The following is a 12,572-nucleotide window of genomic DNA, read 5'->3' as shown; positions in this document are numbered from 1 at the left end:
TTTTTTTGTTATTTTTAAAAACACCAAAATATTTACTCATGAGGATTCTGTCGATTATCTGTTTTATTTTACTGCTGCCTTTCACTTCTTGCACCGACACTGAAAAAGAGAAAAAACTGGAAGAAAGAGAAAACAGCCTTATCCAGAAAGAAAAAGAATTTGCTGCCAAAGAAGATGAATACCGAAATCTACTCGCCATGCGCGACAGCATCATCACTCAGGCAGATTCTGTAGTGGTGAATACATTGCCCGCAAATATCCCTGGAAAATGGAACGGCAAAATGGTTTGTACCGAATCGAACTGCCCGGAACATGCAATTGGTGACCAAAGAACCGATATTTGGGAGTTTTCTGAAAACGGAAAAACCGTTCTGGCAAAAGTTACCGACCGATCCGGCAATCTGAAAGTTTACAGCGGAAATTACAGCAATTCGGAACTTAATCTTCAATCAAAAGAAGATTCAACTTCTACCCGAAAGACAGAAATTAATCTGATCTGGAATAACCTTCAGGCAAACAGCCTAAAAGGTATCCGCAAGGTAAGCGCAAATAATAACTGTGTCGCGAAATTTACCCTAGAGTTAGAAAAATCAAAAACCAAATTATGATTACCATTCTAAGTGTCGCCAATTTTTCTTTGCCACTGGAAGATCCGGTTCTGAAGTTTTTGGTCGTTTTGATCATCATTCTTTTTGCACCGATTCTACTGAACAAAATTAAAGTTCCGCACCTGCTTGGGCTCATCATTGCCGGTGCTGTAGTAGGGCCAAACGGTTTTAATATTCTCTCCCGGGACAGCAGTATTGTAGTCACAGGAACAACAGGGCTGCTTTATATTATGTTTTTGGCAGGTCTCGAAATTGACCTTGCAGAATTCAAGAAAAACAAGTGGAAAAGTATAAGTTTCGGTCTTTATACCTTTGCCATTCCATTTGTACTTGGGATTCTTTCCGCTCATTTTCTCTTTAATTTTTCCTGGCTTACATCTATTGTTTTTGCCAGTATATTTTCTTCGCATACGCTTATTTCTTATCCCATTGTCAGCAAACTTGGCATTGCGAAATCACTACCGGTAAATATTACGGTCGGCGGAACCATGATTACCGATATTCTGGCCCTTTTGGTTCTGGCCATTTGCGTAGGAATCACTCAGGGTGAAGTAAATGCAGCATTCTGGACCAAACTTTCGGTTTCCATGGTGCTTTTCAGTGCTGTGGTCTTATTCGGTTTTCCGATAGTAGGGAGATGGTTTTTCAAAAAAGTAAATGATAGTATTTCCCAGTATATCTTTGTTCTGGTGATGATTTATCTGGCTGCACTTCTGGCAGAACTTGCTGGTGTAGAAGCTATTATCGGGGCATTTTTCGCAGGTTTGGCGCTAAACAGACTCATTCCTCATACTTCAGCATTAATGAATCGGGTAGAATTTGTAGGAAATGCTATTTTTATTCCTTTTTTCCTCATCAGTGTAGGTATGCTGATCGATTTCAAAATCTTTTTTAAAGACAGCAAAACCATTGAAATTGCTCTTTTAATGACCGTAATCGGAGTACTTTCGAAATACCTTGCAGCCGTTGCCACTCAAAAAACCTTCCGACTCACAAAAGAACAGGGCGGCGTAATTTTTGGCTTAAGTGCTGCGCATGCCGCCGCAACTCTGGCTATAGTAATGGTTGGATACAACATTATCATTGGGGAAACCGAAGAAGGCCAGCCGATACGTCTTCTGGATGAAAGTGTGCTGAACGGGAGTATTCTTCTCATTTTAGTTTCCTGTACTGTATCTTCTTTTGTCACCCAGAAAAATGCTCAAAAACTTGTAAAATCAGAGGATGAAAACCCAATTACAGATTCGAATCCGGATGCTGAAAACATTTTACTCGCTGTAAACCATCCGGTTACTGTAGAACCGATGACCAATCTTTCACTCCTTCTTAAGTCAAAAAACAACAAAGAAAATATTTATGTTTTAAATATTATAAGTGAAGAAAAAAACGAATCCTCGAAAAAGAATGCTGAAAAACTTTTGCATCAGGCACAAAACATAGGCGCCGCAGCGGATGTAAAAATTACACCGCTTACAAGATATGATGCCGATGTAATTAAAGGCGTAAATAACGAAATTAAAGAATACGAAATTACGGATTTGATGATTGGTGTAGATCCGGACAAAGGTTTTTCCCAAAGTTTCGTACACAATCTGTACGGCGGATATCTGGATAATATCTCTGCAAACATGCTTGTTTATCACGCTTCGCAGCCCGTTTCTACCATTCAGCGGTATTTTGTTATACTTCCTGAAAAAGTACATCTGGAATCCGGATTTTTCCATTCTTTGCTGAAAGTTTGGAATATCGCGAGGAACTCCGGTACGAAAATAGAATTTTACGGGAACGAAAAAACCATCAAAGTCATCGAAAAAATTAGGAAAAAGGTAAATATTGATGCTTCTTTTTACATTTTCAACGACTGGAATGAGATGAAAAGAATCTTCGAAAAAATGAAGAAAAATGACGCGCTGATTTTATTTATGGCGAACCGAGAAATGGTTTCGTTCCTGCCGCAAATGCAGGATGTCCCTAAATATCTCAATGATCATTTTAGATTTAGAAATTATTTGCTGATTTTCCCGTCCAGAAAAACAAAATCCGAATACGAAAAACAGGCCCGCGATATTGGCAATGCTGATGATTTTGTTGAAATTGGCAATATTGTGGGGAAAATTTTTAAATAACTGAGCTCATTAATAACAACAAAGACTCAGTACAATACTGAGTCTTTCTTATTTTTATTCGTAATTTTTTTGATTAAATCGGAACAAATATTACGGCCGCAACTGCAGCCAATCCCACTACAATTGATGAAAAGACATCAAGTTTTCTGGCTTCGCGTACATCAGCTTTTGCGATCACAATATCTTCGCCGCTTTTTGTTTTTCCGTAGATCTGTGTATCATCCTGCTTCAGAACTTCCATTTTGGTTAGTTTACCGTCGTTCGTCTGGAAAGTATACTTCTGATACAGTTCGAGTGAGTTCTTTTGCATTGGTTTCTGCTGACTTACAACTCTTGTTTGGCAAGAAGTTACGCTAAGGATGACAAGTAAAGTGAATATTGAAAAGTATTTCTTCATTTTTTAAAAGTTAAGCTGCCCAAAATTAATAAAATAAATGATTACAGAATCATTTCGGGCGGATTATTCCCTTAGAATTCAAATCCTGGGCCATCAACCAGGCTTCGCTCCAGCAGGCCTGAAAATTAAAGCCGCCTGTAACAGCATCAATATTAAGCACTTCGCCGGCAAGATAAAAATTACTGAGGATTTTAGAAGACATATTCTTAAAATCAACCTCTTTAAGTTCTACGCCGCCAGCAGTTACAAATTCGTCCTTATACGTCGACTTTCCAGAAACTGACATTTCGTTTTCACACAGATTTTGGATGATATTCTGAATTTCTCTGGCAGTAAGATTCGAAATATTTTTCTCTAAATTAACTTTGGAAATCCAAAGAATCCGGTGCCAAAATCGGGTGGTTATATTGTAAATTTTTGAATTTCCTATGGTTTTTTTGGGATTTTCGGACCTGAAGTTTTTAAAAGTTTCTTCCGCATCATCTTTATCAATTCCTAAGAAATTAACAAGAATTTCGAAGCGGTACTGCTGTGCTGCAAGTTCCCGGGCTTTCCATGCTGAGATTTTCAGGATTGCGGGTCCGGATAATCCCCAATGGGTAATCAGCATCGGCCCGGATTCCTCCATTTTCAATTTGGGGATCGATACTTCAGCGTGTGGGAAACTGGTTCCCATCAAATCCTTTAAAGTATCATTCTTAATATTGAAGGTAAAAAGCGACGGCACCGGTTCTACAATTTTATGACCAAGATTCTGGAGTATTTTCAGTGATTTGGGAGAGCTCCCTGTGGTATAAATAATATAGTCAGCAAGATATTCGCCGGAGTTTGTGATCACCAAATACTGTTCATTCTGTCGCTGAATATCTAAAACCACTATTTTTGTTTCGATCTTAAATTTCCTCCTCAGAACTTCATTTACCAACGTATCCATAATGGTTTGAGACGAATTGGTTTCCGGGAAAATTCTGTTATCACTTTCAATTTTCAGTGCAACATTTCTTTTCTCGAACCAATCCATGGTATCTCCCGGCTGAAATTTATGAAATACGCTGAGCAGTTCTTTATTGCCACGCGGATAAAATCCAACGAGTTCTTTAGGATCAAAACATGCATGCGAAACATTGCATCTTCCGCCTCCGGAAATTTTGACTTTCTGCAGCACATCCGAATTTTGCTCCAAAATGGTAACACTTAATTTGTTAGCGTCCAGATTTGCGGCGCAGAAAAAACCTGCTGCACCGCCTCCGATAATGATAATTTTCTTTTTCTGCATCTTTTAATCTAAAACTTGCCTGAATTCAGTCCGCGGTGGAATGAAAATTTCTGGAGATGCAAAAATACAATTTTTCCAGCCCATGATTAATGCGTAATTTTGTGCCTTCATGCAACAGTCTATTTTGGAGACAACACTTCCGCAATAGGGATTGCAATGGAAATCCTTTTTTTGGCGGCCAAGCCGGAAAAAGATTGTAATGAAAAGCCCGACCCGAGCTGTGGGTAAAGCCTGGCGAGGGGATTGCCCAAAATATTAAACCTAAAAATATGTCAGTATATCATCATAAATTTGAAGTCCGCTGGAGCGACATTGATGCCAATAAACATCTTGCCAATTCTTCATACGTTCAGTATTGTGCGCAAACCCGAATGGCCTTTATGAACACCCATCAAATGGGACTTAAAGAACTTAGCCGATGGGGAATTGGTCCTGTAATTCTTCATGAAAGGTATTCCTTTTTTAAGGAAATTTATGCCGACCAAACCGTATATGTAAGTCTGGAAATTGCCGGAATGTCTGAAGATGCAAGCATTTACCAGTTTGTTCACAAATTTTATCTTCCGGATGGTACGCATTGTGCGACATCGGAAGCAACAGGAATCTGGATCGACATGATGCTGAGAAAAACCACTACTCCGCCGGAAGAAATTGTGGAAGTAATGAATGAATTCAGTACCGAAAACACTAAAATTTTAACAAGAGAAGACCTTAGAGCTTTGCCTTTCAAGCCTGAAAATGTGGAAGCGTTCCATAAAAGAGGAACCTTCACCTGGAAAAAAGGCAAAGAGGAAGACTAACCGCTATTTTAGCTGAAAAAATTAAAATTATGCTCGAAGATAAAAGTCCGCAACTTACCCCGATTTCTGCATACGGCGAATTTGGTCTCATTAAACACCTGACCGAAAACTTTAGTTTTGATAATGATTCTACCGAAGTTTCGATTGGTGATGACGCTGCTGTGATTAATCCCGGAAACCAGCGAGTAGTGGTTACCACCGATGTATTGGCAGAAGGCGTGCATTTTAATTTAGGCTATGTACCCCTGAAACATTTGGGCTATAAAGCGGTGGTGGTTAATCTGAGCGATCTTGCAGCCATGAATGCTGTTCCCACACAGATTCTTGTTTCTCTCGCAATTTCGAACCGGTTTCCGGTAGAAGCGCTCGAAGAAATTTACGCCGGAATCGCGTTGGCCTGTAAACGTTATAAAGTTGATTTGGTTGGCGGCGATACTACAAGTTCCAATTCCGGTTTGGTGATGAGTATTACGGTGATCGGCTTAGAAAATTCAGAGAATATCGTAAAAAGAAATGGTGCAAAACCGAACGATCTGCTTGTCGTAACAGGAGATCTGGGCGGTGCGTATCTCGGTTTGCAGATTCTGGAACGCGAGCACGCCGTATTTCTTGCTAATCCGAATATGCAGCCTGAAATGGAAGGTTACGATTATATTCTGGAAAAACAGCTGAAACCGGAAGCGCGGACCGACATCAAAAAGACGTTGGAAGAACTTGGCGTGAAACCAACATCTATGATTGATGTTTCTGATGGCTTATCTTCGGAAATCCTTCATTTGTCGGATCAAAGTAAAGTGGGCTTCCGCCTGTACGAAGAAAAAATCCCAATGGATTCTCTCACGATTTCTACCGCTGAAGAACTGAATCTAAATCCTGCCATGTGCGCCATGAACGGAGGTGAAGATTACGAATTGCTGTTTACCGTAGCACCTGAAGACTTCGAAAAAATCAGGAATCATCCGGATTTCAGTATTATTGGTCATGCTGTGGAATTAGATCAAGGAAATTATTTGGTAGCAAGAGGCAGTAATGAATTGATTGCACTGAATGCGCAGGGGTGGGACGCCTTTTTAAACAAATAAATCATATTTTCTGCCCAACAAATGCTGCAAAAACATTAGGATGAATTAGTTCTTGCAGGTTGACGGAAGTATCGCTGGCCACAATTTCAGGTTTGTCGAATTTGGTCTCATCAAAGAAAATGAGGCTCCATTCGCCATTGTTGTACTCCAGATACGATAGATTTTCGATCCAGTCGCCGGAATTCAGGTAACGTACTTTTCCGTTTTCTTTGGTGATTAATCGGTCTGCAGGCTGGTGAATATGCCCGCAGATAACATAATCGTATTTGTTTTCGATGGCAATTTCGATGGCTTTTTCTTCAAAATCACCAATAAATTTTACTGCGTTTTTTACGGAATTTTTAATTCTTTTCGAAAGCGAGACTTTTTTCTTTCCCATACTTTCGAGGAGAAAGTTAATCGCGCGGTTCACAAGAATCAGCCAGTCGTAACCGATTCCGCCAATTTTCGCAATAATTTTTGCACCGCCTTTTGTGGTGTGATCGAAAATATCGCCGTGGAAGAACCAGTGTTTTTTTCCGTTGATTTCCAGAAGATATTTATCCGTCAGAAACAGATTTCCCATCGTTAAATCCGAATATTTCCTCAGGAATTCATCATGATTTCCGGTAATATAGATGATCTGGGTTTCGCTTTTCATCATCCGGAAAAACTCACTCAGCACGGCCATGTGCGAATTCGGAAAATATTTTTTCGAGAATGCCCATCCATCAATAATATCACCGTTCAGAATAAGAAGTCTGGGTTTGATACTTTTCAGATACGCAACCAATTCTGTAGCGTGACAGCCGTAAGTTGCCAAGTGAATGTCCGAAAGAACAACGATTTCTACCTCTCTTTTTTCCATTTCAGTTTTTTCAAATTTAATATTTGAATAGGAGATCTTAATTAATTCAAAATTAAATTTCTCTGCTCAAAGTTAAATGAACGGTTCAACGGGTTTATTTCAATAAAAAAATCCCCAGTCTTGCGGCTGAGGATTTAATTTATAGCCCGATGATGATCGGGACGCAATAATTATGCGTTTGGTTCAATAGATACGAAAGATCTGTTGTTCTGTTTCTTTCTGAAAACTACTTTTCCGTCAACTAATGCGTGCAGTGTGTGGTCTTTACCCATTCCCACGTTTTCACCTGGGTGGTGTTGTGTACCTCTCTGTCTCACGATGATGTTTCCGGCAATAGCTTCCTGACCTCCGAAAATCTTCACGCCCAATCTTTTGGAATGCGATTCTCTACCGTTTTTGGAACTACCAACTCCTTTTTTGTGTGCCATTTTATTTTAAGGTTTTTGGGTTAAAATTATTCAGCAGTTTCGCTGTCTGCTTTTTTGGTTGTTTTTTTAGCTGCTGGCTTTTCTTCTTTCGCTACAGCTTCTTTTTTAGCTTTTGGCTCAGCTTTTTTTTCTTTTTTACCGTTATCGAAACCTGTAATTCCAGTAATTACGATTTGGGTTAAAGACTGTCTGTGACCGTTTTTCTTTTCGTAACCTTTTCTTCTTTTCTTCTTGAAGATGATTACTTTATCAGCTTTTACATGGTCTAAGATTTCAGCATCTACAGTGATACCGCTTACAGCCGGGGCGCCGATTGTTGTAGTACCGTTTACAGTAAGAAGAACTTTATCGAAAGAAACTTTCGCTCCTTTGTCTCCTTTTAAACGGTTTACAAACAACTTCTGGTCTTGCTCAACTTTGTATTGAAGCCCTGCTATTTCTACAATTGCAAACATTGTTTATAAATTTTGTTAGTTAATTCGAGGTGCAAAAGTAAGAAATATTTCTCACTTATCCACAATGATGTGATTTTTTTTTTTGCTTAAAAACCTGAAAATTACATTTATAACTCCGGCGCATAAAAATTTTAGACCTGATCAAGTGATTTCGCTTAATTTAATTTAAATTTGATTTTTCCCGTTTACCATGAAAAGAGATCTCTACATTGATTTTGCCAAAGGTTTTGCCACGCTTTCCATTATTTTTATTCATACCGTATTTTGGTCCGGCCAGTTTTATGTTCCTACAGAAATTCGGGTGTTATCACTGCTCATCGATGTGCCGCTGTTTTATGCTTTAAGTGGTTTAACTTCCGGCGGAAATGTCGAAAAAACACTTTACCGGCTCCTCAAACTGCAGATCACCTTCATGATTTTTGTGACTTTTCTGTTCTTTCTCGATTACTTTTTCAAAGTTTTCGGACTGTATGTTTTCGGATTGGAATGGATGAAAGATTTCTACTCGACTTTCGGATCGAAATACGTTCCGCAGAATATTTCTGATGTTCCGCAATGGCAGAATCTCGGCAACTGGTATCTTCACCAATACACCAATGCAGATACATTTCCTGTAGTGATGGGAAGTTTCTGGTACCTCAAAGTGTATTTTATTTTAACTGTTTTCGGCGTGCTGATCCTCAGGTTTTTCCCGAAACATATCAACTGGTTTATCGGTTTATGTTTTGGACTGACACTCATCTTCAATCTTTTACCTCATTATTATCCTACAGGTCAAGTGGGTTACGTCGCTCTATATTTAGGTATTTTTCTTGCAGCCCACCAACTGAAAGGGAAAAAAATTCCCACCCAGTGGATTCCTTTTTTATACGGAATCTTGATTCTTATTTTAATTATTCTGTTCTGGAATTCAGGTAAAGAAATTTTCATGAAAATGAATAAAGCGAAGTTTCCGCCGAAACTGCTTTACATTTTCTGGTCAGGGTTTTCACTTGTTACCCTTTTCGTGCTCTACAACCGGCTGAAAATCACAAAGGAAAGCATCATTACTTTTATCGGAAAAAATGCCATTTTCTTTTACTTTGCACAGGGCATGAGTTCTTCGTTGGTGTACTTTCTAGTGGTTCCGCTGCAGGATTCGATGCCGTGGTGGGTACTGATGATTTTAATTTACCTCATCAATATTGTTTTAGCGTTTGTAATCGCTGTCGGTCTGAAGAAAATTGATGCTTTCGGATGGAACTTCCTCGAATTATTGCGTAAAAAAACCGCTTCAAATTAATATTGAAACGGTTTTTATAATACGAAGTGAACAAGTGATTAGTCCCTTTTACCTCCACCTCTTGCTGCTAAAGCAATAATGATGATGAGAACGAGCGCACCAATTACCCAGTAAAGTGGGTTCGTGAACCACTCTTCTGTAGTACTGGTGGTTTTAGTAGTAGTTACATCAACATTCAGATCCGGAGATTTGGTTGCATCCTGAGCAAATGCCATTACACTGAAGAAAAATGTAAGAATCATGATTCCCAATTTTTCTAACTTACTGGTTAATACCTGTGTGTTCATAATTTAAAATTTTTAATGTTGCAAATGCAACGTTCAAGATTTATGCCATAATTTGCTTTTTTGTTTCTTTTAGTTTAAAAATCCTGTGGTTACATTGAAGATTCCATAGATTTCCACTGAAGAAATTATTGAGTAATTTTACCCAAACTTTTTAGCATGTTTAAACTGAAACTCCTTACCGATCCAAGATGGGCAAATATCGCCGAAAGTAATCTGGAAGAAATCCTTACCGACCATGCTTGGTGCGAGCAGAAAGCGACGACCAATGCCATTACCCTTATCACGATGCTTCCGGAATATCCCGATATCATCACCGAACTGATTCTCATTGCTCAGGAAGAGTTGGAGCATTTTCAGATGGTTCATGAAATTATCAAAAAACGCGGTTACGAATTCGGCAGGGAAAGAAAAGACGATTACGTGGGCGAACTCATTAAATTTATCCGACACGGAGGCACACGCGATGAAAGAATTATCGACCGAATGCTTTTCGCAGCAATGATCGAAGCACGAAGCTGCGAACGCTTCAAAGTACTTACTGAAAACATTAAAGACGAAGAACTGAAGGTTTTTTACAAAGAACTGATGATTTCTGAAGCCAATCATTACACCACCTTTATTAAATTTGCCCGCCAATTGGGTGATCCCGAAAAAGTAAATACACGCTGGGACGAATGGCTGGATTACGAAGCAGAAATCATTAAATCTTACGGCAAAAAAGAAACAATTCACGGCTAGTATTTTTTAACCACGGTTTTCGGATTTTTAGTATTTTTACTGCTAGTAACAACAAGTCTGAAAACATCAATGGACCGCACGCGCTTCGAACAACTTCTAAATACCTTGGTAAAATCTTTTTTCCAAGGTTTATTAATTATCGGGCCGTTTGCAGCAACGATATGGATTATCTGGTACATCGTTTCCAGCATCGATAATATGATTCCTGCGATTTCCGAAAAACTCTATCCAGGTATTACATTTATCACGGTTCTTGGTACCACTACCCTTATCGGATATCTCGGCAACAAATTTATCATCGGGCGCGTTGTGGTCGACAGTTTCGATTATTTACTGGAGCATACTCCGGGAATTAAATTCATTTACAGCTCCTTGAAAGATGTGATGACTTCCTTCGTGGGCGATAAAAAGAAATTCAACCAACCCGTTCTCATCAAAACCACTGAAAACCCTGCGATTTGGCGAATCGGATTCCTTACACAGCGCGACCTGTCCGCTGTGGGATTCCCGGGTTATGTTTCGGTTTATCTTCCCCATTCTTACGCAGTTTCGGGTTGGGTAGTTTTTGTAGAAGCAACTAATATTCAGATATTAAACAATGTAAGTGCTGCCCAAGCCATGAAATTTGCGGTAAGTGGTGGTGTTGCAGGTTTCCATTCGGATGACAATGTTTTTAAGGCTCCGGAATGAAATAATTAACAATTAATAATGAACAAAGAAGTGGCAGTTACCCCAATTTTTGTTCAAAAATCTCAATTTCCAATTATTAATTTTTTTAATTATTCATTATTTATGAAACTTCCTTACGCAGAACCTTATCGTATTAAAATGGTGGAAGAAATCCGCCAATCTACAAAAGAAGAACGTGAACTCTGGCTGAAAAACGCCGACTATAATTTATTCAATTTAAAATCTTCGCAAGTTTTTATTGATCTTTTAACCGATTCCGGAACCGGTGCGATGAGCGACCAACAATGGGCTGCGCTGATGACCGGAGATGAAAGCTATGCCGGATCCCGCAGTTTTGAAGATCTGCACAACACGGTAAAAAATATCACCGGCTACCAATATCTGCTGCCCACTCACCAAGGAAGAGCGGCGGAAAATGTTTTGTTTTCGGTTTTGGTAAAAGAAGGAGATGTGGTTCCGGGAAACTCCCATTTCGACACTACAAAAGGTCACATTGAAATCAGAAAAGCCCACGCCATCGACTGTACCATCGATGAAGCTTTCGATATCGAAAATCTTCACCCTTTCAAGGGAAATATCGATCTTGAAAAACTCGAGGCAGTTTACAAAAGCCATCCTAAAGAACAAATACCGTTCTGTTTAATTACCATTACATGTAATTCTTCCGGCGGACAACCGGTTTCATTGGAAAACATGAAAGCGGTGAAAGAACTTTCAGACCGTTATGGAATCCCGATTTATTTCGATTCTGCCCGTTTTGCCGAGAATGCTTACTTCATTAAGAAAAGAGAAGCCGGTCAGGAAAACCGCACCATCAAAGAAATTTGCAAAGAAGTTTTTTCTTATGGAGTTGGGATGACCATGAGTTCCAAAAAAGACGGCCTTGTCAACATCGGTGGATTTATCGCGTTGAATGACGAAGCTATTTTCAGAGCCGCTTCCAACATGACTATTATTTACGAAGGTTTCATTACCTACGGTGGAATGGCAGGACGAGATATGGCCGCACTGGCGGTTGGCTTGAACGAAGCTACAGAATTTGAATATTTAGAAAGTCGAATTTCACAGGTTGAATATCTTGGAAATAAACTGATAGAATTCGGAATCCCAATTCAGAAGCCTATTGGTGGACATGCGGTGTTTATCGATTCATTAAAATTTTTACCGAATATTCCGCGTGAAGAATATCCAGCGCAGACTTTGGCCAATGAAATCTATAAGGAAGCCGGCATCCGCACCGTGGAAATCGGCACTTTATTAGCCGACCGTGATCCACAAACGAGAGAAAACCGTTACCCAAAACTCGAACTCGTAAGGCTTGCGATTCCGCGCAGAACGTACACCAATAATCACATGGATTATATTGCTGCTGCCATTAAAAACGTTTATGACAGGCGCACCGACATTGAAAAAGGCTACCACATCAAGTGGGAATCTGAAATCCTGCGACACTTCACCGTAAAACTGGAAGAGGCTTAAAATAAAAATCCGTTCGGCATTGCTTAGCGGATTTTTTTTGGTAATTTGCTATATGGTAAGCAATTATTGTTTGTGGA

14 protein-coding genes are annotated in these 12,572 nt (G+C 39.4%); 8 read left to right on the top strand and 6 right to left on the bottom strand.

What is annotated here, in order from left to right:
- The first annotated feature begins 38 nt into the window (after positions 1–38).
- Entirely contained in the window at positions 39–608 is a 570-nt protein-coding gene (locus OK344_RS06200) for a hypothetical protein (RefSeq protein WP_265143960.1), read from the top strand.
- Positions 605–2,734 carry a cation:proton antiporter gene (locus OK344_RS06195; RefSeq protein WP_265143959.1) on the top strand — a complete coding sequence of 710 codons (2,130 nt, stop codon included), beginning with the start codon at positions 605–607 and terminating at the stop codon, positions 2,732–2,734. The genes OK344_RS06200 and OK344_RS06195 overlap by 4 nt, the downstream gene beginning before the upstream one ends.
- Positions 2,735–2,807: 73 nt before the next feature.
- Here OK344_RS06195 and OK344_RS06190 read toward each other — a convergent pair whose 3' ends face one another.
- Positions 2,808–3,131 carry a bacteriophage spanin2 family protein gene (locus OK344_RS06190; protein ID WP_265143958.1) on the bottom strand — a complete coding sequence of 108 codons (324 nt, stop codon included), beginning with the start codon at positions 3,129–3,131 and terminating at the stop codon, positions 2,808–2,810.
- A gap of 49 nt (positions 3,132–3,180) precedes the next feature.
- Positions 3,181–4,407, bottom strand: a complete 1,227-nt coding sequence (locus tag OK344_RS06185) for a BaiN/RdsA family NAD(P)/FAD-dependent oxidoreductase (RefSeq protein WP_265143957.1) — start codon at positions 4,405–4,407, stop codon at positions 3,181–3,183.
- A 269-nt stretch (positions 4,408–4,676) separates the two neighbouring features.
- Here OK344_RS06185 and OK344_RS06180 point away from each other — a divergent pair, with 269 nt between their 5' ends.
- Positions 4,677–5,207 carry an acyl-CoA thioesterase gene (locus OK344_RS06180; RefSeq protein WP_088468490.1) on the top strand — a complete coding sequence of 177 codons (531 nt, stop codon included), beginning with the start codon at positions 4,677–4,679 and terminating at the stop codon, positions 5,205–5,207.
- A 29-nt stretch (positions 5,208–5,236) separates the two neighbouring features.
- On the top strand, positions 5,237–6,289 hold the full coding sequence (thiL, locus tag OK344_RS06175) for a thiamine-phosphate kinase (RefSeq protein ID WP_265143956.1): 1,053 nt from the start codon (positions 5,237–5,239) through the stop codon (positions 6,287–6,289).
- A gap of 1 nt (position 6,290) precedes the next feature.
- Here the strand turns inward: thiL and OK344_RS06170 are convergent, their stop codons facing one another.
- From OK344_RS06170 to rplU, 3 genes are all read right to left on the bottom strand, one after another.
- Positions 6,291–7,136 (bottom strand): UDP-2,3-diacylglucosamine diphosphatase, encoded by an 846-nt coding sequence (locus OK344_RS06170; RefSeq protein ID WP_265143955.1) that lies wholly within the window; start codon positions 7,134–7,136, stop codon positions 6,291–6,293.
- A gap of 170 nt (positions 7,137–7,306) precedes the next feature.
- Positions 7,307–7,564 carry a 50S ribosomal protein L27 gene (gene rpmA, locus OK344_RS06165; protein ID WP_027376950.1) on the bottom strand — a complete coding sequence of 86 codons (258 nt, stop codon included), beginning with the start codon at positions 7,562–7,564 and terminating at the stop codon, positions 7,307–7,309.
- A gap of 26 nt (positions 7,565–7,590) precedes the next feature.
- Positions 7,591–8,019 carry a 50S ribosomal protein L21 gene (gene rplU / locus OK344_RS06160; protein WP_265143954.1) on the bottom strand — a complete coding sequence of 143 codons (429 nt, stop codon included), beginning with the start codon at positions 8,017–8,019 and terminating at the stop codon, positions 7,591–7,593.
- A gap of 190 nt (positions 8,020–8,209) precedes the next feature.
- On the opposite strand from rplU, the gene OK344_RS06155 reads away from it, so the two are divergent.
- Positions 8,210–9,301 carry an acyltransferase family protein gene (locus tag OK344_RS06155; protein ID WP_265143953.1) on the top strand — a complete coding sequence of 364 codons (1,092 nt, stop codon included), beginning with the start codon at positions 8,210–8,212 and terminating at the stop codon, positions 9,299–9,301.
- A gap of 38 nt (positions 9,302–9,339) precedes the next feature.
- Here OK344_RS06155 and OK344_RS06150 read toward each other — a convergent pair whose 3' ends face one another.
- A complete protein-coding gene (locus tag OK344_RS06150; protein ID WP_088468485.1) occupies positions 9,340–9,588 on the bottom strand; it encodes a hypothetical protein in 249 nt (82 codons plus the stop codon).
- A 156-nt stretch (positions 9,589–9,744) separates the two neighbouring features.
- On the opposite strand from OK344_RS06150, the gene OK344_RS06145 reads away from it, so the two are divergent.
- From OK344_RS06145 to tnaA, 3 genes are all read left to right on the top strand, one after another.
- Positions 9,745–10,326 carry a MiaE family protein gene (locus tag OK344_RS06145; protein ID WP_265143952.1) on the top strand — a complete coding sequence of 194 codons (582 nt, stop codon included), beginning with the start codon at positions 9,745–9,747 and terminating at the stop codon, positions 10,324–10,326.
- A 69-nt stretch (positions 10,327–10,395) separates the two neighbouring features.
- On the top strand, positions 10,396–11,016 hold the full coding sequence (locus OK344_RS06140) for a DUF502 domain-containing protein (protein ID WP_265143951.1): 621 nt from the start codon (positions 10,396–10,398) through the stop codon (positions 11,014–11,016).
- 102 nt (positions 11,017–11,118) lie between these two features.
- Complete coding sequence (gene tnaA, locus OK344_RS06135; protein ID WP_265143950.1) at positions 11,119–12,495, top strand: tryptophanase TnaA; 1,377 nt, start codon at positions 11,119–11,121, stop codon at positions 12,493–12,495.
- Positions 12,496–12,572 lie beyond the last annotated feature (77 nt).

Source organism: Kaistella yananensis (assembly GCF_026107505.2).
Taxonomy (GTDB): domain Bacteria; phylum Bacteroidota; class Bacteroidia; order Flavobacteriales; family Weeksellaceae; genus Kaistella; species Kaistella yananensis.
The sequence above is the reverse complement of the archived record's forward strand: the minus strand, read 5'-3'. Positions and strand labels throughout refer to the sequence as shown.

Excerpts from the sequence above, each read along its gene's own strand:
- OK344_RS06200 (WP_265143960.1), top strand. The coding sequence starts at position 39 with ATGAGGATTCTGTCGATTATCTGTTTTATTTTACTGCTGCCTTTCACT.
- OK344_RS06195 (WP_265143959.1), top strand. The coding sequence starts at position 605 with ATGATTACCATTCTAAGTGTCGCCAATTTTTCTTTGCCACTGGAAGAT.
- OK344_RS06190 (WP_265143958.1), bottom strand. The coding sequence starts at position 3,131 with ATGAAGAAATACTTTTCAATATTCACTTTACTTGTCATCCTTAGCGTA.
- OK344_RS06185 (WP_265143957.1), bottom strand. The coding sequence starts at position 4,407 with ATGCAGAAAAAGAAAATTATCATTATCGGAGGCGGTGCAGCAGGTTTT.
- OK344_RS06180 (WP_088468490.1), top strand. The coding sequence starts at position 4,677 with ATGTCAGTATATCATCATAAATTTGAAGTCCGCTGGAGCGACATTGAT.
- thiL (WP_265143956.1), top strand. The coding sequence starts at position 5,237 with ATGCTCGAAGATAAAAGTCCGCAACTTACCCCGATTTCTGCATACGGC.
- OK344_RS06170 (WP_265143955.1), bottom strand. The coding sequence starts at position 7,136 with ATGGAAAAAAGAGAGGTAGAAATCGTTGTTCTTTCGGACATTCACTTG.
- rpmA (WP_027376950.1), bottom strand. The coding sequence starts at position 7,564 with ATGGCACACAAAAAAGGAGTTGGTAGTTCCAAAAACGGTAGAGAATCG.
- rplU (WP_265143954.1), bottom strand. The coding sequence starts at position 8,019 with ATGTTTGCAATTGTAGAAATAGCAGGGCTTCAATACAAAGTTGAGCAA.
- OK344_RS06155 (WP_265143953.1), top strand. The coding sequence starts at position 8,210 with ATGAAAAGAGATCTCTACATTGATTTTGCCAAAGGTTTTGCCACGCTT.
- OK344_RS06150 (WP_088468485.1), bottom strand. The coding sequence starts at position 9,588 with ATGAACACACAGGTATTAACCAGTAAGTTAGAAAAATTGGGAATCATG.
- OK344_RS06145 (WP_265143952.1), top strand. The coding sequence starts at position 9,745 with ATGTTTAAACTGAAACTCCTTACCGATCCAAGATGGGCAAATATCGCC.
- OK344_RS06140 (WP_265143951.1), top strand. The coding sequence starts at position 10,396 with ATGGACCGCACGCGCTTCGAACAACTTCTAAATACCTTGGTAAAATCT.
- tnaA (WP_265143950.1), top strand. The coding sequence starts at position 11,119 with ATGAAACTTCCTTACGCAGAACCTTATCGTATTAAAATGGTGGAAGAA.